We start from the raw sequence: 22437 nt of genomic DNA, 5'->3' as shown, positions 1-22437 counted from the left end.
TTGATGTTAATTTTTCAAACATCGCCGTTAGACGCTAGGTCGTTGGCTTGGGCTGCGTATTCTACGCCTTCCCTTGTCTGCGTCAAGTGTTTTTTCAAACTTTCTTTTCGCTGTTGATTTGAGCTTAAAACCGAAGTCTTTTTGTTTCAAATCAACCTGACTTGCTACTTTGCTTTCGCGCTGTGCCGTGTCAGTGGATGCGCATTATAGGGAGCTAAGATTTTTGCGCAACCCCTTTTTTTAAGTTATTTGTTATTTTCGGCTTGTTTGCGGATAATTTAGCCTGACCAGCTAGTTTTTAAGCATTATACTGTCTGAAACCATGAATATATAAGGATTGTTATGTCTACAAATGTAAGAACTTACCAAGGGATCCATCCTAACTTAGCTGATAACGTCTATGTTGATGAGTCAGCGGTACTTGTTGGTGACATAAATTTAGACCATGACGCTAGTATTTGGCCTTTAGTGGCAGCACGTGGCGATGTGAATAAGATCCGTATTGGAAAACGTAGTAATGTTCAAGATGGTAGTATATTGCATGTAACCCGTAAGTCAGCGGCAAACCCTGATGGACATCCTTTAATTATAGGTGATGATGTGACTATTGGTCATAAAGCTATGTTACATGGCTGCAGAATTGGTCATCGTGTATTAATAGGTATGGGGGCAATTTTACTTGATGGTGCTATTGTAGAAGATGATGTAATTGTCGGAGCTGGATCATTAGTTCCACCAAATAAGATATTACAAAGCGGTTATTTGTATGTTGGCAGTCCTTGTAAACAAGTGAGAGCCTTAACTGATGCCGAGCGTGCTTTTTTACCACAATCTGCTGACAACTATGTTCGTTTAAAAAATGAATACTTAGTGGATTTACAGCAGTCGAGTTAATAACAGCATCAAAGATGGACCAAAAGACAATTGGTCCACTTATTTTGAAAACATAACGTTAATAACACTTATGCTTATATGTTAGCTAAAAAACAATCGCGCCCTATATGTGTACATATAGCCACTCTGATCTATATTTAGCAAACGTTATCGCTTTTGAATTATCAATTTGGCACTGAGAATTCGTCGTACGACATTTACAGTACTTCCCAAATAGCATAGTGGTGCCAATTTTTTAGGATGGATGAAGTGCAAACTAAAAATCAAATTAGCAATAAACACATCGCCAATATTGATTTCAAGCAACACCTTTTGCTGCTCGTACTTCCTCTGTGTCTTATTTGCACCATCATAATGTTTATTCCTGTTATCGAACAAACCTACCTGTACTTAACTTTAGTGAGTTGCGGATATCTCCTCAGCTATGCCATTAGCTATTACATATATAAGCAAAACATGTTGCGGCTTTGGCAGCATTTGGAACAGGTTATCCGTATTAATGATACAACCTATGAGTTGGTTAATTTATCCAGTCAGTATGACTCTGAGAAATCTTTTCTAGATGCTCTTTTAGAAAAAGCGGTATCCGCTGTAGACGATGCGGAAATGGGCAGTATTATTTTGGTGGATGAGCTTACTCATCAGTTACAGTTTGTTTCTGTTATAGGGCTCAATATTGATATTTTACAGAAAGTAGACTTTACCCTAGAAGAAACCTTTTTATACCGATTGACTGAAGGACGTTTTCATAAAACAGTCATTATTAGTAACATCAATGCTAAAAGCGCGAAAAATGATGACAGATTTGTACTGCCTGATGCATCTGATCAGCCTATATGCTCGACATTATCGAGTCCGATTAAGATTGAAGGTAAGCTTTATGGAATGATGAGTTTAGACAGTACTAAAGCTGGAGCGTTTGGTGATTACGATATAAGTTTAGCTAATATTCTAACGTCTGAAGCAGCTAACGCTATTTCGCTATACCAAAAGTCGAAAGTAATTGAAAATTTAGCAAACTGTGATGGATTAACCGAACTGTATAACCGAAAAAAATTTGATGCTGCGGCTCAACAATGGCGACATGACCCCCAATTAGCAAGTTACATCGTCATTATAGATATGGATAACTTAAAACCACTCAATGATGAGTTTGGCCATCTAACGGGAGATTATGCATTAAAAACTCTGGCTAAATCGCTAAAATCTATGTGGCACCCGCAATTTTTAGTCGCTCGTTACGGTGGTGATGAATTCGTTGCCTTATGCCATGGCCGAATTGAAGTATTGACCCAACAAATTATCCAAATGCAGGATGCATTAATCCAATTCACGCCTGCGATTCATTTCAGCTATGGTATTGCACGATATGAGCAAGATTTGGAAAGCGCGTTTAAGCAAGCTGATAACAAGATGTATAGTCAGAAGAAGCTCAAAAAACAGTATTAAGAAAACAAGCTCGGCTAAAGATCAATTAATCCGTACAAGTTGTGCCTTTATAATAATAGCAATATATCGCCACTGTCGCTGAAAGCCTCTTGCTCAATCAACTCTTCAGCTTTATCTTCTAAATCAAATCGGCATTGTTCAAACAAGTTAATCGCATTATGTTCATTGACCTCCTGATGATCACAAAATGCGCTGATTACAGCAAAGCTCGCAAAACAATTAATGTTCATCCCCTGCATCTGCGCAACAAACCTAACTTGATTCGTTTCTATATAGAGTTGATCGGTAAATATCACACTTTGATTCATTAACTCGGTACCTTTTGCGCAAGTGATGATCGCAGCTTTTCCATAACAGGACTTGTATTTGGAGTCACTCCACGCCATAAGCTGAAGCTTTTTGCTGCCTGACCGACCAACATCCCCAAGCCATCTGCCGTTTTATGCGCTTTTTGATCTTTGGCCCACTGGTTAAATACTGTGGTATGTTGACTATAGGTCATGTCATAGCAATCTGTTGTTTTATCGACAATAACGCTAGGCAAGGATATTAACTGTCCGGTTAAACCCGCTGAGGTTGAGTTAATGACTAAATCAAATGGCGACAGCAGATCTTCAATCGGTTTGGCAAAAATATTACCATAATCACTGAACACATTTTGCAGCTGTTGCGCTTTTTCATGGGTCCGATTACAGATGACTAATTGAGCTACTTGATGTTGTAAAATAGGTAAAATACATCCTCTTGCTGCACCACCAGCGCCAATTAATAATACATGTTTATCTTTAAGTAACCCGAACTGTGCTTCAAGATCATTCACAAGCCCAACACCATCAGTATTATCGCCGTGTATTTTACCATCGTCAGTAAAAGTTAGCGTATTCACCGCTCCGGCTAACTGGGCTAATTCACTGAGCTCATCACACAATGCATAAGCTTGCTGTTTAAAAGGAGCTGTAACATTTGCACCTTTTGCACCTTGTTTAATAAAGGTGCGCAAGGTGGACTCAAATTGATCGACCGGTGGTTGTATTGCTTGATAACTTATATCTTGTAAGGTTTGCTTGGCAAATTCACCATGAATATAAGGTGATTTACTTTGAACAATAGGGTTACCAAATACGGCATACAACTCGGTCATCAATTATTTCTCTTTCTTAAGTGCTATGGTTCTACTACTTGGTGTACCCACGTGGCAAGTCAGATGGTGTGGTATAGCGCTCACGTAGCTTATCATGACGACTTTGAGTGCTTTGCTCTTTACCGTCAATGTACATTTTTACCACCTGGCTACTAAATTCGAATGGGTCGCCAGTCCAGATGACGATATCAGCAGGCTTACCGACCGTAATGCTGCCACTACCAATGTTGAAAGTATCAGCAACATTGACAGTTAATGCCGCCATTGCCGCATTGTAATCCATCCCATTAGCTACAGCGTTTCCAGCACTATATCGCAAGTTATAAACGTTATGACTATCACCCATATTAGATAAAATTACTTTTACACCAGCGGCATGTAATTTACCTGCGTTACTTAAATCATTATGCAGTGAATCGAAGCTTTCGGGTAAGTTTCGCATGGCATCAACAATGACAGGGACATTGGCTGTTGCGATTTGATCGCTTATCAATACAGCATCTGCTGCACCAACTAGCACAAGATTGACATTAAAACGCTGCTTTAGTTTCAATATGGCAAGTATGTCACTGGCACGATCTGCGGCAACAATTAACGGCTTTTCACCAGACAATAACGACTTGATAATTTCATCTGCGGCTTCAGGCTCTGGCGCATCCTCATTGGCTTTTTTATCTTTCGACGCTTTAGCTAATGATTTTTGTACCTGCTCTAATTGGCTGATTAATTGTTGAATGGACGTTGCTCGAGAGCCTTCATGATTTGCCCCTAGACTAACAAATACAGCGGTGTTGGTTGCCTTAATGCTATCCCAATCGCCAGTTAGGTCGACCACAAAGGTTTGGCCAGAATGAATATCTTCGCCGCCGCTAGAGGTCACAAGGTTACGGGTTATACCGCCTTTGCGTGTAAATGCTATGCTACTCGCTTTAGGATTGTAGCCAAAACTAGGGTCAAAGGTGATATCAGCCTTTTTATCCCATGCATCACTTGAGTCTGCTACTGCGTTAACTTCGACTAGCCCAAGAATGTTCATCGAACCAATGAAGCCAGGTGTAACAATACCGCCTTTAGCATCAATAACATTATCAACATCCAATGTTGCACCAGCCGCTGCTGAGCCAACAGACGTAATTACGCCATCTCTAACTACAACAACGGCATTCTGTAACACGCCTTGCTCTGTTGCTGTGTGCACAGTGGCATTAGTAATAGCAAATGAATCAGCTAATACTGAGCCTGATGTGCCAAACAAGGTGCCTGCCAAAGATAGGGCGAGTAAAGATTGAGTCATTTTTTTCATAATTTTCGCCTTATTCCTGTCCAAGTAAAAAATCGCTTTGTGCTTGATAACGAGTATCTTGATGATCAAACACTTTGGCGCCATCGATAAATACTTGTTCAGCTTTGGCGTAAACACTAAACGGATTAACGTTCCAAATAACCACATCGGCATTTTTGCCTACGCTTAGTGACCCGGTTTTATCGGCAATGCCTAGAGACTTAGCTGCGTTAACCGTGATCCAGCTAATCGCTTGCTCTTCTGTATAATTGAAACCGTTAGCATTGGCGTTATGCATAATTTTAGCGCTTTCTTGGTTTAAACGTTGAATCGTCACCGGAGAATCTGAATGTACGACAGCACATGAGTTTTTCACCGAATCAACAATAGCAACATTTTCCAGAACCATATCGTAAGCTTCTAACTTGAATCCCCACCAATCTGGCCACATCGCGGCACAATTACCATTTTCAGCAAGCGTATCTGCAATTTTGTAAGCTTCAATAGCGTGATGGAAGGTACCCGAGTGATAATTAAACTCTTTACCTAAATCAATCATCATCACCATTTCTTCGGCTTTATAACAATGATTATGAATCAGGATTTCGCCCTCTAACACCCCTTTTAAGGTATCTAAGGTTAAATCACGTTTCGGTGCGGCGGCATTTTTACCGGCGGCATAATCGGCTTCATACTTATCCCATGCACGCTTGTATTCCGTGGCTTCGATAAACGCTTGGCGATAACCGGCCATATTGCCCATTCGTGTCATAGGTAGTTCTGAACGGCTACCATAAAGCGATTTAGGATTTTCGCCACAGGCCATTTTTAGGCCGTATGGTGCATCAGGAAACTTCATTGCCTGCATGCTTTCTGATGGCACATTTTTTAGAGTTACACCTCGTCCACCAATTAAGTTGGCTGAACCAGGTAAAATTTGCATCGTCGTCACACCACCTTCACGAGCACGGTTAAACCCTGGGTCTTGTGGCCAAACACTATGCTCTGCCCATACTTCAGCAGTAATTGGATTGGTCATCTCATTACCATCATTATGGGATTCAGCATTCGGACTTGGATAAACACCTAGATGGGAGTGAACATCAATAATGCCCGGCGTAACCCATTTACCTTGAGCATCAACAATGGTGGCGCCATCTTCAGCAAGGTTTTTCCCTACGGCATTAATTTTGCCATCAATCATGATGACATCAGCATTTTCTAGTTTTTCACCGGTCCCTGTTAACACTGTGGCATTTTTGATAATTGTTTTAGTGCTAGGTAAAACCTGATAGGTACTAGGATAAGGATTTTTATTTATGGTTACTTTTGGATCTTGAGCTTCTGATTGGTTACAACCAACAAGGGCCGCAGTGACAGCAATCATCACCAAAGATGGCGTCATCTTAGTCATTATTGTTCTCCTTTTAAATTGCGGACAATTTAGCAAGATAGACTGACAAACAAAACAGAAAAGTTAACTAAATCGTTTCAAAACATTAACCGAGATTTCAACGTGAGTGTAATTGGAATAACCTGGTTTTATTGAGATATAATGCTCATCAAACAAATATTCGGTATGGTTATGAATTGGCTTAAAAAAATTTTCGCAAAACATGAGAACCACCAGGAACGAGATCCCGAGCAATCCAATGCCTACGATTTGATTGGGGGTGATAAAGTGATTAAAGCGATTGCCCATGAGTTTTATCAACAAATGCAACAACGGCCAGAAACCCAACCTTTGCTGGCAATTCACCGTGCACCAATTGCTGAATCTGAAGCCAAGCTTTATGAATTTTTAAGTGGTTGGTTAGGTGGTCCGCAACTTTACCAACAAAAACACGGACACCCAGCACTTCGCGCTAGGCATATGCCTTTCAGTATTGATGAGTCTATGCGTGATCAATGGCTCATTTGTATGCGCGCTGCTGTTGATAAATGCGTAAAAAAGCCTGAACATCGACAGGCGATTATTCAGGCTATTTCAACGTTAGCGGATCATATGCGCAATCAGTAACTAAAATCAGATTGACGCACTTAACTTCAACCAGTCTTGTGGTTTAAGGTAGTAATCATACAATTCTGCTTCAGGTGTCCCCTCTTCAGGCGTGAAACCATATTCCCAGCGCACAAGTGGCGGCATCGACATTAAAATTGATTCTGTGCGGCCACCGGTTTGTAAACCAAACAGGGTGCCACGATCATAAACAAGATTGAATTCAACATAGCGTCCACGGCGGTATAATTGAAATTGACGCTCTTCATCTTGATATTCTAGATCTTTATTGCGTTCAACAATTGGCTCGTAAGCTGCTATAAAGCCATTACCTACCGCTTGCATAAAAGCAAAACTATTCTCAAATCCAGGCTCGTTAAGATCATCAAAAAACAATCCACCCACACCACGCGTTTCGTTACGGTGTGGTAAAAAGAAGTAGTCATCACACCATTTTTTATACTTAGGATAAACATCTTCACCAAATGGCAGGCATAAATCATGTGCTGTTTGGTGCCAGCTGATGACATCTTCTTCAAACGGATAATAAGGCGTTAAATCAAATCCACCACCAAACCACCAAACAGGATCCGCGCCCTCTTTGCGGGCAATAAAAAATCGGACGTTGGCATGGGTTGTTGGAATGTAGGGATTATTTGGGTGGATCACTAATGACACGCCCATTGCTTCAAAACTTCTACCCGCTAATTCAGGACGATGAGCGGTAGCCGAAGCAGGCATTGCTGCGCCCATCACATGGGAGAAATTCACTCCAGCTTGCTCAAACACATCGCCTTGGGTTAATACCATACTGGTACCACCGCCACCTTCTTCTCGCTTCCAGGACTCTGCGCTAAAGGTAGATTTACCATCAAGGGCTTCTAATCGCTGACAAATATTTTTTTGTAACAACAATAAAAATGTTTTTACTTGTTCTGCATTGGGTAAACCGACGGCATCTGAACCAGTTTGCATATAATTAGTTTCCGTTTCTAATAATTTGACCTGTGCGCGCATCTATAATCGTTGAGGGTTGGCGCTGTTCTCCTAAAGAGCCCATTACCAATGCATCAATTTTCCCCTCAAAATCACTTAGTATATCTTCGGCCAAAACAACGGGATCTTCACCCGCTAAATTTGCGCTGGTTGATACTAACGGTTTCTGCAACGCCTCGCAAAGTGCGCGAACCACAGGATGCGCTGAAACTCTCACCGCTATCGATGCAAACTCACCACATAACAGTTTAGAAACTGTGGGTTTAATTGGCATAACAAAGGTAAATGGGCCTGGCCACTTAGAAAACGCAAATTGCAGTTGTGCCGATGTCAGTTGAGACTCGTCAATATAAGGTGTCAATTGAGCAAAATCACTTGCTACCAAGATCAAGCCTTTTTGCCATGGGCGTTGTTTTACAGCCAATAGCTTTTGAATCGCTGTGTCATTATCGGGATCACACCCTAGACCAAATACAGCCTCTGTAGGATATGCAATTACCCCACCTTCCAAAACGACATCGACAACAGCATCTGGCAGCACTTGCAACATGATTGATCCTCAACACTATTTGATTATAAAGAACGTTTGTATTTACACATTTTTTGCGGGCACTCAACACGATTACCCGCAGCGCCTTTTCGCTCAACCAGAATACCAAATCCGCAATCAGGACAGGATTCATTTATTGGCGGGTAATTGACGATATATTTACATTTAGGATAGGCATTACAGGAAAAAAACGTTTTGCCATAACGGCTAGTACGCGATTCTAACTGCCCTTTCAAGCAATGCGGGCACGTTATCGCTTCGGCTTCATCACTGTGGTCATGCTTCTCAATATGATGACACTCGGGATAATGTGTACAACCAATAAAGATGCCAAATCGCCCTGATTTCACCGCCAGTTCATGGCCACACTCCGGGCAGCTTGAACCTGAAATAACCTGAGTTTCTATAAACTCATGCTGCACTAAAGGTCTTGTATAGTCACATGTCGGGTAATTATTACAACCAATGAAGCTACCGTGCTTACTGTGTTTTAACGATAACTCACAGCCACACTTAGGACAGAGTTCAAATTCTTTTTCTAAGGCATGCTCATGGACAGTAAATAATTGCTGATCAATTTTTGACATGGTTATCTCGTTGGCTGAACCTTTGTGCATTTTACCAAGCTCGATGCTGCTTGGGTATCGAATAAGCATCTAATTATCACTAGCTCTCGCACACAACAAAATGTATATTGTATGCAAAAAGGAGCTGCTATGTTAACCCGTTCATTTATTGCTTTATCTTTCCTCTATCCGAGCCTAGCATTACTCTCAGCTTGCAGTTCTGTAACGCAAATAGATACCAACCCGGTCATCACCCAACAGCTGCAAACGACTGCCGTTGATCTGTTCTTTACCCATGATAATCTCCACACCCGAGATACCTTCAATCAAGCCGTTAAGCTCATTCAAAATGAAAATAACCCTGAGCAACTCGATAGACAGCTCTATTTTCTGCGAGCATTTAGCTATTTCGGCCCTATAGAGACACTGACGCTGGATGATAAACGTCGACTCACTAGCGCTTTAATCACGTTATCAAAACGACAATTGTTTATCGAAAATCCAAGGTTACAAGAGCACTTCGCTGTAACCCTCTACCTTTATTACAATACTGACGACACAGCTTTATTGCTGAGTAAACTGCTGCCAATACTCAATACACAGTTAACACGGCTCGCCCAGCTGCCAATCACCGAGACCAATGACTACGCTTTATGGGAAACCTTAAGAGCTTACGGGTTACTGCTCACAGCTGCCAGAAAGGACAATGAAAACGCACTAGCCAAACAACTTATCAATGCAAATATTAGCCAAGCGCTATTAGCCTTCGCTAGCTCACCACAAAGCCTTCATGCCCAGCAAGATTGGCCGCGAGCAAATGCATACTGGGCACTAGGACAATATCGTCTTGTTCTTCCGAGTGAGGATGATGGCTCATCATCAGCAGCAGAATTAGCTATCGATACCGCCGTTGCTAAAATGGCCAAAGCCGATGTTGAGCAACGCGGTATTATGGCGAAAAACACTTACACATTAGGGTTTCATGTCAACACTTTTTCAGGAAAGGAAAGCTGTGAGCAACAGAGTGATATTTGCCATATACCCGCACTAACCGAGATTTTACCGATTCATCATGTTTGTTCAAAATCACTGTTTATTCTGGCACAAGATCTTAATCAGCAAGAGCTGGCGCAAAGCTGCGATAAACTGATCTCGCAAGCATCAAATTTTCATCAACTACTTCAAACTGCAGAAACACCAACAGCAAATGATACAAACAGCGCCTTGCGAGTGGTGACATTCAAAAACTGGAGTCAATATAACGCCTACGGCCAACTTCTATTTGATATTCAAACCGACAATGGCGGTATGTATATCGAAGGCATACCATCCAAACCAAATAACCAAGCGACTTTCTTTGCCTACCGTCAGTTTTGGATAGCACCAGAGTTCGCTATTTGGAATCTTAACCATGAGTACGTACATTATTTAGATGGTCACTTTGTGAAATATGGCGGCTTTGGACACTTCCCAAGTAAAATGGTGTGGTGGTCGGAAGGACTTGCCGAATACGTCTCAAAAGGTAATGATAACCCCTCAACACTCGAAGTCATTAAACGGGAGATTGAGAAAGCGCCTACATTAGAAGAGATATTTGCCACCGAATACAAAGATGGCCAAGATAGAACTTACAAGTGGAGTTACATGGCTGTGCGTTTTCTAGCTGAAAACTACCATAGCGATCTTGTGCAACTGAGCAAATACTTAAAAACTGACTACTTCGAAGGTTATGAACTGTTACTGGAGCAACTCAGCAAACATCAACAGCAATTTGCATTATGGGTTAATGAACAAGCCACCATCTTTGAAGAAGAAACTGAGAAAAATACAACAAAAATAAACAAACTCAATCGCTACGGCTATCGCGACTATTTAACCCCTAATCATCTGACTCAAGATAGCAAGCATCTGCATTTTTAGATCCATATAAAATAAGGAGGCTAATCATGCCTCCTTATTATCCAACCCTTTTGGTTAAGAGTGCAGCCTTCCATCTGGCTGTTCAAAGATTAAATCTTCCATTTGCTCATAGGCTGATTCATTACCGGGGACATTGAATAACACCATCAATATCACCCATTTTAAATCTTCTAATACCAATGCCGGTTCATCCAGCTCCATGACTCTGTCGATAACCATTTCTCGGGTTTCAACACTTAAGACTTGGATTTGTTCTAGAAATAATAAAAACCCACGACATTGAACATCCAACTTCGCCATTTCTTGCTTGGTATAGATACGGAATGATTGTTGCGCATGATTGCATAAATACGGCTGCTCACTTTCTTGCAAGTCAGCTAAATGCTCAAGCCATGCCAAGGCCTTAATAATATCGACCTGATGAAAACCTGCACGTGTAAGCTCTTTGGTTAACTCATCTTCATCAACCAATAGCTCTATTTCGCTATGAACATAGTTCTCAAATAAATACATGAGGATATCAAACATGGCTAACTCCTCTTTAGTCTGACGTAACCACCGGGTACCACGGCAACCCACCCTTGTAACTCAAGTTCAAGCAATTGTACTAACACCAGATCTATTGGTTTTCCACTGTGCTCAACTACAGCATCAACTGTTGTAGTTTCATATCCTACACTTATTAACAGACTAGCTAACTGCGAAGGAAATGGCAAATTACTCATTTCGTTATCTTGTATATGGTGACGCTGATGCAATTGATCAAGGTGATACTGAGATAAACACCCTAACTCTTCTATTATATCGGCAGCATTCTCAACAAGCTTTGCCCCATTTTTAATTAAATCATGACAGCCTTGATGAAATCCCGCCACGGTTGAACCAGGAACAGCAAACACTTCTCTATTTTGCTCCATTGCCAATCGAGCGGTAATCAGTGAACCACTTTTACGTGCAGCCTCAACAACGACAGTGCCTAGACTTAAACCACTTACGATGCGATTACGCTTAGGAAAATGTCCCGCTAGAGGACTTACACTTGGCCAGAACTCACTTATCACACAGCCGTTTTGCTGAATATTATCATATAACGATTTATGTCGCTTAGGATAAATCACATCAACGCCACAGCCGAGTACCGCTAACGTCATGCCATGATTGGCAACAACGGCTTTATGCGCTGCGCCATCAATTCCAGCAGCCATGCCGCTGGTAATACTAAAGCCGTGATTAGACAACGCAGTAGCTAAGTTAGCTGCGGTATCGGCACCATGCAAAGACATACTTCGACTACCTACGATCGCGATAGAGGGGGGTAACAGTGCATTAAGATTACCTTTGATGAACAATACCGAAGGAGGATCGTAAATTTGTTGTAGCAATGGAGGATATTGAGGTTCGGATAAACAAATCAAATGGTGGTTATCGTCTTTTTCAAGCCAATTAAGTGCGCTATCGACTTTCTCAAAATCGATAGCGCAAGCTTGCAAGGATTGAGATGAAATAGGCAAAGTGCTGGGCTCATACTGCAGCCTTTGCCTTAACTCTTCTACATCCATGTGAGTCAGTAATTGTTTAATCCGAGCGGGTCCTAGCCCAGATACAGCAGAAACAACCAGCCAATCGACCAGATTGTCAGTAATTATTCACCTTTAAGTGTTAAGTTTGCTGGTGTAACCAATTTATCTTTTACTCTTACTGGGCGATCACTCATCATAATTAACCCTAGACTTGTTTTATCAAAAACCTTAAACACCATTAAGTTACCATGATACACATCGGGGACTTTAAATACTTTATCATTGGAAAAGTGAGCCACCACATTATCGTATGATGAACGGTCTACTGCACGAACAGGTTGACCGTTATTGTCTAAAATGATTTCTTCACCATCACGATAAATCGCAAACACATGCCCAGGTTGTACTCCGGCATTTAATCCTTTATCCAAGTAAACCACTTCAAGTTTACCAGCTTCGCGATTATCGCTTGCGGTAGCAATCACGCTGGCAGGCACATCTAATGCTGCAGCGGTCGGCACAAAGAAAGCAGACATTAAGGCTTCATCTTCAACCGGAATAACCGTATAACCCACTTTAGTTTCACGCAAGTTGCTTAATAATTGAACTTTTGACACTTCACCGTCAGCCGTCACACGGCCACTGGCAGTTAGGATAATTTCACGGCCTAAAACATCACCGCTCTCAGTATCTAGAAATTCACGGCCGGATTCATAAATTGCGACTTTTTGCCCCATAGGCATATTGGCATTTACAAACACAACATCATTAATAATATGGTGTTTAGATTCACTTTCGCCACTTAAAACAAAAGGCTGAGCAGCCAACCATTCTTGTTCTACAACACGATTTTGTAATAAATAGGGCTGAATAAGCGCTAAATCAATCGCTGGAATTGCGCCATCTTTAGGTACGATACGTCCTTCTACACCCTTTTTGATATGCTGTTTTTTGACTAATCGAGGTTGGCCATCAATAAACACTAACGTTAATCGATCTCCGGGATAAATTAAATGAGGATTAGCTATTTGAGGATTAACACCCCACAATGTTGGCCAGCGCCAAGGATCTTTTAGAAAGTAACCTGATATATCCCAAAGAGTATCGCCTTTTTTAACGACATAAGTATCGGGATGTCCCGCTTTTAAAGTTAATGTATCTGCATTTAATCCAAAGATATTCAATGTCATAAAAGCAAGTAGTATTATCCGTTTCATGGTGTTGTCCATGTTATTAAGCTCTATATTTGAGCTTTTTGCTGTTATTGAAGGCCCGTTAGGATTAAAATTATCCTATTTTTTACAGTCAGTATAGCTAACAAGCTAAATATTGACAGATTTGTTAAGAGTTTATCTATGCCATTATTAAATGTTTTACGATTTCCAGATGAGCGTCTGCGTACTGTAGCCAAGCCTGTAACAGACTTTGGCCCACAACTTCAGGCACAAATCGATAACATGTTAGAAACAATGTACCACGAAAAAGGCATTGGGCTAGCAGCAACACAAGTAGATTTTCATCAGCAACTCATTGTTATGGACTTACAAGATGAAATTGAACGTCCAACGATTTTCATTAATCCACAAATTGTGGATTCAAGTGGCGACTTTGCCAATGAAGAGGGTTGCCTGTCTGTACCTGGGGTTTATGCCAAAGTTGACCGCGCAGAAAAAGTCACTCTAAAAGCACTAGATCGCCATGGCGAAGTTTTTACAGTTGAAGCAGATGAACTGTTTGCTATTTGCATCCAACATGAAATGGATCACTTACAAGGTAAGCTTTTTGTGGATTACTTATCACCACTTAAACGCCAACGTATTAAAACTAAGCTTGAAAAAGAAGCTCGCATAGCCGCTAAAGAATAGGATCCAATTTGAAACCGTTAAATATTATTTTTGCTGGCACGCCCGATTTCGCAGCTCGCCATTTACAGGCGTTGATTGCATCAGATCACAATGTTTGTGCTGTTTATACTCAACCAGACAGACCCGCAGGGCGTGGTAAAAAACTGACTCCTAGCCCAGTAAAACAATTAGCGGTTGAACATAATATTGCCGTTTTCCAGCCACCATCGCTACGCAATGAAGATGCACAAGCAGAACTTGCCGCGCTGAATGCCGATATTATGGTTGTGGTGGCATATGGACTGATCTTGCCGAAAGTCGTATTAGATACACCGAAACTAGGCTGCATAAATGTTCATGGTTCAATCTTGCCACGATGGCGAGGCGCTGCGCCCATTCAACGTGCCTTATGGGCTGGTGATAATGAAACTGGCGTAACTATTATGCAAATGGACATAGGTTTAGATACCGGTGACATGCTACTCAAAACCGCACTAAAAATTGAAGACACAGATACATCAGCCAGTCTTTATGAAAAATTAGCACTTCAAGGACCGGATGCACTTATTGATGCTTTAGCACAATTAAGCTTAGGCACCTTAACAGCCGAAAAACAAGATGAATCCTTAGCTAATTACGCTGAGAAATTATCAAAAGAAGAAGCAAAGCTTGACTGGAATAAATCCGCTAAGCAGCTTTGGCAAGAAGTGCGCGCTTTTAACCCTTGGCCAGTAAGTTATTTCGAACATCAGCAAAGCAGCATTAAAGTGTGGCAAGTGCGTTACGATACATCGGTAAATACAGCTACGCCGGGGACCATTACTCAGGCTGATAAAAATGGCATCGTCATCGCGACCGCTTCTGGCAGCTTAATTATCGACACCATGCAGTTACCCAACAAAAAACCTTTAGCAGTTGCTGACATTCTTAACTCACGCGCGGACTGGTTTAGTGTTGGCACTCTTTTAAGCCAAGAGGCAAATTAGCATGAATGTGCGCGCATTGGCCGCCAAAGCCATTTTTGATGTACTAGAAAAAGGCGTGTCCTTATCTGTTGCCCTACCAGAACAACAGCAACATCTTGATAATGGCAAAGACAAAGCCTTGATGGCAGAGGTTTGCTATGGCGTCATGCGTCAACTACCTCAACTTGATAAATGCATTAGTGATTGTTTAGCAAAACCGTTTAAGGGCAAACAGCGAATCGTTTACCAACTTTTGCTCGTGGGGTGCTACCAGCTTTACTTTACCCGCATTCCAGCACATGCGGCGATTTCAGAAACGGCAGAAGCTTGCCGACAATTAAAGTTTGATGGTTTGGTCAAAGTAGTTAATGGGGTATTACGCAATATTCAACGTAACAATGCTCCGCTGTCTACTGAAGCTGATACGCTTCGCTATAACACTCCCGCATGGTTTATTAAGCGATTACAACAAGCGTACCCTGAACAGTGGCAACACATTATTGAACAAAGCCACCAGCGCCCGCCAATGTGGTTGCGTAATAATCAATTATCGCAAAGCCGCGATGCCTACCTTGCCACCTTGGCAGAGCAGGATGTAGTCGCTAGCAAAGGCACAAGTACTGATGCAATTTTGCTTGAAAGCCCAAAAGATGTGAATCAGCTACCAGGCTTTATGGATGGCGCAGCTTCAGTTCAAGATGGAGCAGCACAATGGGCAGCCACGTTATTAGCTCCAGAAAACGGCGAGCTAATACTAGATGCCTGCGCAGCACCTGGTGGCAAAACCTGTCATATTTTAGAACACGCCCCGCAAGCCCAAATCGTTGCCGTAGATTTTGATGAAAAACGTTTAGCTAGAGTGCAACAAAACCTCGACAGATTGAATTTAAAAGCGCAAGTTATTCATGGTGATGCCGCCAATATTAATGCTTGGTGGCAAGGTGAAAGATTTGACCGTATTCTGCTAGACGCTCCTTGTTCAGCGACAGGCGTAATTCGTCGTCACCCTGATATCAAATGGCTACGTAAGAATAATGACATTGCCGAGCTAGCCATTTTACAACAACAGATATTTGATCATTGTTGGCAGTGGTTAAAACCTGGAGGTACGTTGCTTTATGCAACGTGTTCAATCTTACCTGAAGAAAATAGTCAGCAAGTAAGCGCGTTTTTATCTCGTACTCCTGACGCGCAATTAGTGCCGATTATTCAGCAACAAAATGCACAAGATATTGGCTGGCAGATTTTACCCGGTCAGGACAATATGGACGGTTTCTACTACGCTCGCTTAATTAAAGCACTGTAAGGATATTGGCAAGGATATGAAGATTATCATCTTGGGCGCTGGACAAGTAGGCGGCACGCTAGCTGAAAATTTAGTCGGCGAAAACAACGACATCACTCTTGTTGATAACGATCGAACCAGACTAAGAATTTTACAGGATAAGTTCGATTTGCGCGTTGTGGTTGGTCATGGTGCACATCCTAGCGTATTAAAGGAAGCTGGCGCCGAAGATGCAGATATGCTGATTGCGGTAACCAACAGCGATGAATGTAACATGGCCGCTTGCCAAATTGCCTATTCACTCTTTGGCACCCCAACCAAAATCGCCCGTATTCGTTCAGAACCTTATTTAGATTTACGCGACAAATTGTTTATTAACTCAGAAGTAAAATCTGGTGATGCAAAACCCCGTGGTGGTTTTATTATCGATGAGTTAATTGCACCAGAACAGTTAGTGACTGCTTACATACATCGTTTAGTTGAATATCCCGGCGCACTTCAAGTGCTTGAATTTGCAGAAGGAAAGTTAAGCCTGGTGGCGGTGCGTGCTTATTACGGTGGTCCGTTAGTGGGTAATGCGCTTGCCACCTTACGTGAGCATATGCCCAATATTGATACCCGGGTGGCGGCAATTTTTCGTCAGGGAAAAGCCATCATGCCCCGTGGTACGACAATTATCGAAGCTGATGATGAAGTCTTCTTTGTTGCCGATAGCCGCCACATTCGCGCCGTCATGAGTGAAATGCAAAAACTGGATAACTCGTACCGCAACATTATGATTGCCGGCGGAGGAAATATCGGTTTTGGCTTAGCTAAACGTTTACAAAAAAATCATTCGGTAAAATTGATTGAGCATCGCCAAGAGCGCGCCGAAATGTTATCTGAGAAACTCGAAAAAACCACCGTTTTCTGTGGTGATGCATCAGATCAAGAGTTACTCAATGAAGAACATATCGACCAAACCGATGTATTTATTGCTGTGACCAATGATGATGAAGCCAACATTATGTCAGCGCTGTTAGCTAAGCGTTTAGGCGCAAAGAAAGTCATGGTACTTATTCAGCGTGAAGCCTATGTCGATATCGTTCAAGAAGCGAATATCGACATAGCTATCTCACCTCAGCAAGCCACCATTTCAGCTTTGCTGACCCATATTCGCCAAGGTGATATTTGTAATGTTTATTCATTACGTCGTGGTGCAGCAGAAGCCATTGAAGCGATTGCCCACGGCGACGCCAACACATCTAAAGTTGTCGGTAAGCAAATTGGCGACATCAAACTGCCACCGGGAACAACAATCGGTGCCATTGTGCGCAAAGATGAAGTACTAATGGGGCATGACAAAACCGTTATTCAACAAGGAGATCATGTGATTCTTTTCTTAGTCAATAAGAAGTTTATCGGCGATGTTGAAAAGCTGTTCCAACCGAGCGCGTTTTTCTTTTAGTTAGAAAATAAATGATAAATTTCAAGCAACTGGTTTTTGTGATTGGCATATTTCTCGCCATCCTCACTGGCTTCATGCTTATCCCAATGGGTTTCGCGCTAGCATATGGCGAAGAAACCATTGGCGACTTTATGCTATCGGCTCTTTTCACGGGAATAGTTGCAACCATTTGCATCCAATCGGGTCGACCTGATGATATTCGCTTAAACATTCGCGACATGTTTGTATTAACCAGTGCAACTTGGCTCGCGGTCAGTTTTTGCGCGGCGCTGCCCTTTACTCTGTATCACGGCATCACTTATACCGATGCGTTTTTTGAAACCATGTCAGGTATTACTACCACAGGGTCAACCGTGCTATCTGGCTTAGATAGCATGGACCACAGCATTTTAATTTGGCGTTCTTTACTGCAATGGCTTGGCGGGATCGGCTTTATTGTGATGGCGGTAGCTGTATTACCATTTTTAAACGTCGGTGGTATGCGTTTGTTTAGAACAGAATCATCGGACTGGAGCGATAAAGCGACGCCAAGAACCCAACACATGGCAAAACACCTTTTTTTTCTTTACGCCGGGCTAACATTACTGTGTGGTGTGGCTTATCACCTCGCCGGAATGAATTGGTTTCAAGCCATTAATCATGCAATGACAACGCTTTCAACTGGTGGATACTCGACATCCGATAGTTCAATGGCCAATTTTTCCAATGCATCACACTGGGTTGGCGTCATTTTTATGTTAGCAGGTGGCTTGCCACTGTTGATGTTTGTCCAGTCTATCCAACAACGAAACCTATCGATTTGGAATGATCAGCAAGTAAAAGGGTTTCTCATGTTTGTCGGTGTTGTGTCGCTGAGCATTGCGATATGGTTGTCTTTTCATAAGCAATTAGACTTTATTGATGCATTAAGGTTATCCAGCTTTAATGTCATATCCGTGGTCACCACTACAGGATATGGCTTAACGGATTATCAAGCCTGGGGCGCTTTTGCTGGTACCGCTTTCTTATTTTTAATGTTAGTTGGTAGCTGTTCAGGCTCTACATCTGGCGGGATTAAAATCTTCAGATTTCAAATTGCTATGGCGATTATGCGTCAGCAAATTAAACATCAATTTCACCCTAATGGTATTTTCAAAGAAACCTATAACGGCCATAAGGTTCATGAAGATATTGTCCGTTCTCTAGTGACTTTCTTTATGTTGTTTTTCTTAGTCATTTTGGGTTTATCAATGGTTTTGGTATTAACGGGTTTAGACATAATGACCAGCTTCACAGGTGCTATTACCGCCGTTGCCAATGTTGGCCCAGGTTTAGGCCCAATTATTGGTCCTGCGGGTAATTTCTCTAGCCTTTCAGATGTCGCTAAATGGGCATTAGCATTGGGAATGCTATTGGGTCGTTTGGAAATACTGACCGTTGCGGTACTTTTTCATCCACAGTTTTGGCGATACTAGCAATGTCTAAGGCCTATAAGCTATAGGCCATCACTGAGGTTCTAATGCTTAACCAGCGCCAATATATGCTCGGCATAGCACTTCACATCATCCCAATCGGTGTAATCAATAATTGCTTTAGGATCTGTCGGCCCATCGGTCATTTTCATGATCAAGCGGATCATCAAACTGTCGTACCAAGGCCAAGATGGATAATCAACTTTACCGGCAATAATTTTTACATCTTGCGGTTGCCAAGGCGACAGGGATAAAAACTTTTGCAGATATTTATTATTTTCAGGAATGCGCTTTTCAGGGTTGCGCGCAACCACGTTCACACAAAAAAAACTGTTCGGCATTTGAGCTAACTGCGCTTGATAGCGCTCAACAAACTCAAAAACAGATTTATGATAAGAACCATATAAAACACATGCACCTAAAGCAACTGCATCATATTGAGGCCAATCAATATCGTCTTTTACATCATGGATATTAACGACATCACAGCCGTTACCCGTGGCCATAATTTGTTGAGCAATGGCACGACTAATTTGCGCAGTATGACCACCTCGAGAATAATACAGTACTAATATTTTAGACATGGTTTAGCCTTATTGATTAACAAACGGCTAGTGTGGCAAAAAATCTCGTGAGTTACCGATGAAATGATCACAAATTAGAATTAGCTCATATAATTAGTACTGATAATTGAGATCTCTCTTCGGCACGAGTATGATTCTCACATAGATAATCGCCTAAGGAATCCATCATGCAGCAAGAGATTGATGTCACCACCATGCTAGATAATGCTGAAACGGCTGCCAAATGGCTAAAAGCCATCGCCAATCCTTATCGATTAATGATTTTATGTTTATTGCTGGATAAAGAATTGAGTGTGACAGAACTAAACGAAACAGTACCATTAAGCCAGTCAGCATTATCGCAACACTTAGCGGTATTGCGTGCAGAAGATTTAGTGAATACCCGTAAGAGTTCGCAGGTGGTATTTTATACCTTGAAAAACGAACAAGTCACTGAGGTTATATCTATACTACACCGCCGTTACTGCGCCTAACATTCACTCGCATTAAGCGTTTATTGCGTTGTTTGCTGCACTAATTGCGCAGCAAATTGATCGACTTTTTGCCAATCTGTAAACTCAAACGTGCCTTGGGTATCTGTCGGTCCTTTGGTCATCCACATAATGAAACGGATCATAAACTTATCGAAAAACCGGTATTTGGGATAATCAATCTTGCCGGCAAACACCCCAAGTAACTGCGGCTGCCATTGCGACAAAACTAAAAACTTTTGCATATATGGATTGGTTTTAGGGGTGTTTTTTTCAGGTTTTCTTGCCACAACGTTAACGGTAAAAAAGCTATTTGGCTTCCCCTCAATACTCGTCTTGTGGGCTGAAATAAAATCATACAACGCGGGCCTATGCTTACCATAACGAATACTGGCGCCAATGATAATTTGCTCGGCACCGTTCACATCGGCCAAACTAACCTGATCAACATCTTTCAATTTAACAGACTGTCCAGCCTGCTCAAGGTGCAACTTAATGCGCCGACAAATTGCTAATGTTTGTCCATCAACCGTTGAATACACCATCAAACTTTGCATTAATTTTTCCAAAATGTTGGCGTAAATAACACCAAAAGAGTAAACACTTCTAAACGCCCAAATAACATGGCCATCACCAACACCCATTTAGCACCATCAGTAATACTGGAATAGTTATTAGCAACATCACCTAACCCAGGTCCCAGGTTATTCAAACTAGCAGCGGTTGCACTAAATGCTGTAATCGCGTCCATGTCCATTGCCATTAAGATGACCATACAAATCACAAAGACTAAGGCATACGCCGAAAAGAAGCCCCATACCGCATCAATAATACGATCGGGTAACGCTGTGCCACCGATACGAATTGAATACATGGCTTTAGGATGCACCAAGCGCTTCAGCTCACGTGAACCTTGTAATACTAATAAAATGAGTCGAATCACTTTCATCCCGCCGCCTGTTGAGCCTGCACAGCCACCAATGAAACTTGAGAAAATAAGTAAAATAGGTAAAAACAACGGCCAAGAATGAAAGCTTTCAGTACCAAAACCCGCAGTAGTGGATATCGAGACCACCTGGAAAAAAGCGTAATCTAAGGTTTGTTCAGGAGAATCATAAATACCAGATGAATATAGCGTGACAAAACAAATCGCGGTTAAGACTAACTGTACAGCAATTAACACCTTAAATTCTGCATCTCTAAAATAAATTTTAAAGTTAATCCCTCGGCGGGTAAATGCGGCAAAGTGTAGACTAAAGTTCACCGCTGCAATTAATAAAAAGACTGCGCATATAATGTTGATTAACGGACTGTCGAAGTGTCCTAAGCTAGCATCTTTAGTCGAAAAACCGCCAATGGCGATGGTTGAAAATGAATGGCAAATAGCATCAAAAATGTCCATTCCGGCAAAATGAAATGCCGTTGCACATGCTATCGTTAACATCAAATAAATGTACCATAAGGCTTTGGCGGTTTCCGCAATCCTCGGGGTCATCTTACTGTCTTTTACAGGCCCGGGAACTTCGGCCTTATAAAGCTGCATACCACCAATACCTAACAGCGGCAAAATCGCTACGGCCAATACAATAATACCCATACCGCCCATCCACTGTAATAAATGTCGGTAAAACAGCACGGCTTTAGGTAAATTGTCCAAGCCAACAATAACCGTAGCCCCTGTTGTTGTCAGCGCCGAAAAGGACTCAAAAAAGCTATCTGTCCAGCTTAAATCTGGCACTTTAGAAAAAATAAACGGTAACGCACCAATCGACCCCAGTACTGTCCAAAACAACACAACTATCAAGAACCCTTCACGGGTACGTAAATCGCCTTTTTCGCGACGGTTGGGATACCAAAGCAAGAAACCTAAAAATATGCTCACAAAAAAAGCCTGAATAAACGCCGTACCACCGCCATCTTTATATAACACCGCCACCAACGCAGGAGGAAGCATAGTGATGGAGAATAATCCCATCAACAACCCCGTGATTCTTATAATTGTTTTATATTGCATTAATGGCTTCTGTTGGCTAAATGTTGTAAAAATATGAATAAATAAGCTCTATCAGGGCAT

23 protein-coding genes are annotated in these 22437 nt (G+C 41.8%); 10 read left to right on the top strand and 13 right to left on the bottom strand.

The window, feature by feature from the left end; all coding sequences use genetic code 11:
* Positions 1–342: 342 nt before the first annotated feature.
* Positions 343–894, top strand: a complete 552-nt coding sequence (locus tag IEY03_RS15390) for a gamma carbonic anhydrase family protein (RefSeq protein WP_188843322.1) — start codon at positions 343–345, stop codon at positions 892–894.
* A gap of 249 nt (positions 895–1143) precedes the next feature.
* Positions 1144–2343 carry a sensor domain-containing diguanylate cyclase gene (locus tag IEY03_RS15385; protein ID WP_229778356.1) on the top strand — a complete coding sequence of 400 codons (1200 nt, stop codon included), beginning with the start codon at positions 1144–1146 and terminating at the stop codon, positions 2341–2343.
* Positions 2344–2390: 47 nt separating this feature from the next.
* Here the strand turns inward: IEY03_RS15385 and IEY03_RS15380 are convergent, their stop codons facing one another.
* Genes IEY03_RS15380 through IEY03_RS15365 form a run of 4 tightly spaced genes read right to left on the bottom strand, consistent with a single transcriptional unit; the run spans position 2391 to position 6180 of the window.
* Entirely contained in the window at positions 2391–2651 is a 261-nt protein-coding gene (locus IEY03_RS15380) for a DUF1488 family protein (RefSeq protein ID WP_188843318.1), read from the bottom strand.
* Positions 2651–3484 (bottom strand): shikimate dehydrogenase, encoded by an 834-nt coding sequence (gene aroE / locus IEY03_RS15375; protein WP_188843316.1) that lies wholly within the window; start codon positions 3482–3484, stop codon positions 2651–2653. Before aroE ends, IEY03_RS15380 begins: the two co-directional genes overlap by 1 nt.
* A gap of 34 nt (positions 3485–3518) precedes the next feature.
* Positions 3519–4787 (bottom strand): amidohydrolase family protein, encoded by a 1269-nt coding sequence (locus IEY03_RS15370; protein ID WP_188843314.1) that lies wholly within the window; start codon positions 4785–4787, stop codon positions 3519–3521.
* 10 nt (positions 4788–4797) lie between these two features.
* Positions 4798–6180 (bottom strand): amidohydrolase, encoded by a 1383-nt coding sequence (locus IEY03_RS15365; RefSeq protein ID WP_188843312.1) that lies wholly within the window; start codon positions 6178–6180, stop codon positions 4798–4800.
* 171 nt (positions 6181–6351) lie between these two features.
* Here IEY03_RS15365 and IEY03_RS15360 point away from each other — a divergent pair, with 171 nt between their 5' ends.
* Positions 6352–6786 (top strand): group II truncated hemoglobin, encoded by a 435-nt coding sequence (locus tag IEY03_RS15360; protein WP_188843310.1) that lies wholly within the window; start codon positions 6352–6354, stop codon positions 6784–6786.
* 6 nt (positions 6787–6792) lie between these two features.
* Here the strand turns inward: IEY03_RS15360 and hemF are convergent, their stop codons facing one another.
* Genes hemF through IEY03_RS15345 form a run of 3 tightly spaced genes read right to left on the bottom strand, consistent with a single transcriptional unit; the run spans position 6793 to position 8898 of the window.
* Positions 6793–7740, bottom strand: coding sequence for an oxygen-dependent coproporphyrinogen oxidase (gene hemF / locus IEY03_RS15355; protein WP_188843309.1), 948 nt, complete (start codon positions 7738–7740; stop codon positions 6793–6795).
* Positions 7741–7744: 4 nt separating this feature from the next.
* On the bottom strand, positions 7745–8311 hold the full coding sequence (gene tsaC / locus IEY03_RS15350) for an L-threonylcarbamoyladenylate synthase type 1 TsaC (protein WP_188843307.1): 567 nt from the start codon (positions 8309–8311) through the stop codon (positions 7745–7747).
* A gap of 23 nt (positions 8312–8334) precedes the next feature.
* Complete coding sequence (locus IEY03_RS15345; protein WP_188843305.1) at positions 8335–8898, bottom strand: DNA topoisomerase family protein; 564 nt, start codon at positions 8896–8898, stop codon at positions 8335–8337.
* 129 nt (positions 8899–9027) lie between these two features.
* Here IEY03_RS15345 and IEY03_RS15340 point away from each other — a divergent pair, with 129 nt between their 5' ends.
* Positions 9028–10797, top strand: a complete 1770-nt coding sequence (locus IEY03_RS15340; protein WP_188843303.1) for a collagenase — start codon at positions 9028–9030, stop codon at positions 10795–10797.
* Positions 10798–10851: 54 nt separating this feature from the next.
* Here the strand turns inward: IEY03_RS15340 and IEY03_RS15335 are convergent, their stop codons facing one another.
* The 3 genes from IEY03_RS15335 to IEY03_RS15325 form a co-directional block, all read right to left on the bottom strand.
* On the bottom strand, positions 10852–11325 hold the full coding sequence (locus IEY03_RS15335) for a DUF494 family protein (RefSeq protein ID WP_188843301.1): 474 nt from the start codon (positions 11323–11325) through the stop codon (positions 10852–10854).
* 2 nt (positions 11326–11327) lie between these two features.
* The gene (gene dprA / locus IEY03_RS15330) at positions 11328–12356 is read right to left on the bottom strand and encodes a DNA-processing protein DprA (RefSeq protein ID WP_188843299.1); all 1029 of its coding nucleotides are present in this window, start codon (positions 12354–12356) and stop codon (positions 11328–11330) included.
* An 83-nt stretch (positions 12357–12439) separates the two neighbouring features.
* A complete protein-coding gene (locus IEY03_RS15325) occupies positions 12440–13546 on the bottom strand; it encodes a LysM peptidoglycan-binding domain-containing protein (RefSeq protein WP_188843297.1) in 1107 nt (368 codons plus the stop codon).
* A gap of 126 nt (positions 13547–13672) precedes the next feature.
* Between IEY03_RS15325 and def the strand changes: the two genes are divergently transcribed.
* From def to IEY03_RS15300, 5 genes are read left to right on the top strand one after another with little or no spacing between them, the layout of a single operon-like run.
* The gene (gene def / locus IEY03_RS15320; protein WP_188843295.1) at positions 13673–14182 is read left to right on the top strand and encodes a peptide deformylase; all 510 of its coding nucleotides are present in this window, start codon (positions 13673–13675) and stop codon (positions 14180–14182) included.
* Between the two features lie 8 nt (positions 14183–14190).
* A complete protein-coding gene (gene fmt / locus IEY03_RS15315) occupies positions 14191–15147 on the top strand; it encodes a methionyl-tRNA formyltransferase (protein WP_188843293.1) in 957 nt (318 codons plus the stop codon).
* Between the two features lies 1 nt (position 15148).
* Positions 15149–16432 (top strand): 16S rRNA (cytosine(967)-C(5))-methyltransferase RsmB, encoded by a 1284-nt coding sequence (gene rsmB / locus IEY03_RS15310; protein ID WP_188843291.1) that lies wholly within the window; start codon positions 15149–15151, stop codon positions 16430–16432.
* Between the two features lie 16 nt (positions 16433–16448).
* Complete coding sequence (trkA, locus tag IEY03_RS15305) at positions 16449–17858, top strand: Trk system potassium transporter TrkA (protein WP_188843289.1); 1410 nt, start codon at positions 16449–16451, stop codon at positions 17856–17858.
* 11 nt (positions 17859–17869) lie between these two features.
* Complete coding sequence (locus IEY03_RS15300) at positions 17870–19312, top strand: TrkH family potassium uptake protein (protein ID WP_188843287.1); 1443 nt, start codon at positions 17870–17872, stop codon at positions 19310–19312.
* 41 nt (positions 19313–19353) lie between these two features.
* Here the strand turns inward: IEY03_RS15300 and hemG (IEY03_RS15295) are convergent, their stop codons facing one another.
* Positions 19354–19893 (bottom strand): menaquinone-dependent protoporphyrinogen IX dehydrogenase, encoded by a 540-nt coding sequence (hemG, locus tag IEY03_RS15295; protein WP_188843284.1) that lies wholly within the window; start codon positions 19891–19893, stop codon positions 19354–19356.
* A 167-nt stretch (positions 19894–20060) separates the two neighbouring features.
* On the opposite strand from hemG (IEY03_RS15295), the gene IEY03_RS15290 reads away from it, so the two are divergent.
* Complete coding sequence (locus IEY03_RS15290; RefSeq protein WP_188843282.1) at positions 20061–20366, top strand: ArsR/SmtB family transcription factor; 306 nt, start codon at positions 20061–20063, stop codon at positions 20364–20366.
* Between the two features lie 20 nt (positions 20367–20386).
* On the opposite strand, the gene hemG (IEY03_RS15285) is transcribed toward IEY03_RS15290, so the two are convergent.
* A complete protein-coding gene (gene hemG / locus IEY03_RS15285; RefSeq protein WP_188843280.1) occupies positions 20387–20920 on the bottom strand; it encodes a menaquinone-dependent protoporphyrinogen IX dehydrogenase in 534 nt (177 codons plus the stop codon).
* Positions 20920–22377, bottom strand: a complete 1458-nt coding sequence (locus IEY03_RS15280; RefSeq protein ID WP_188843278.1) for a TrkH family potassium uptake protein — start codon at positions 22375–22377, stop codon at positions 20920–20922. The genes hemG (IEY03_RS15285) and IEY03_RS15280 overlap by 1 nt, the downstream gene beginning before the upstream one ends.
* Positions 22378–22437 lie beyond the last annotated feature (60 nt).

The sequence above is a fragment of the Shewanella aestuarii genome (assembly GCF_014647215.1).
GTDB lineage: Bacteria > Pseudomonadota > Gammaproteobacteria > Enterobacterales > Shewanellaceae > Shewanella > Shewanella aestuarii.
Note: the sequence above shows the minus strand (reverse complement) of the source record. Positions and strands in the feature narration are given on the sequence as shown.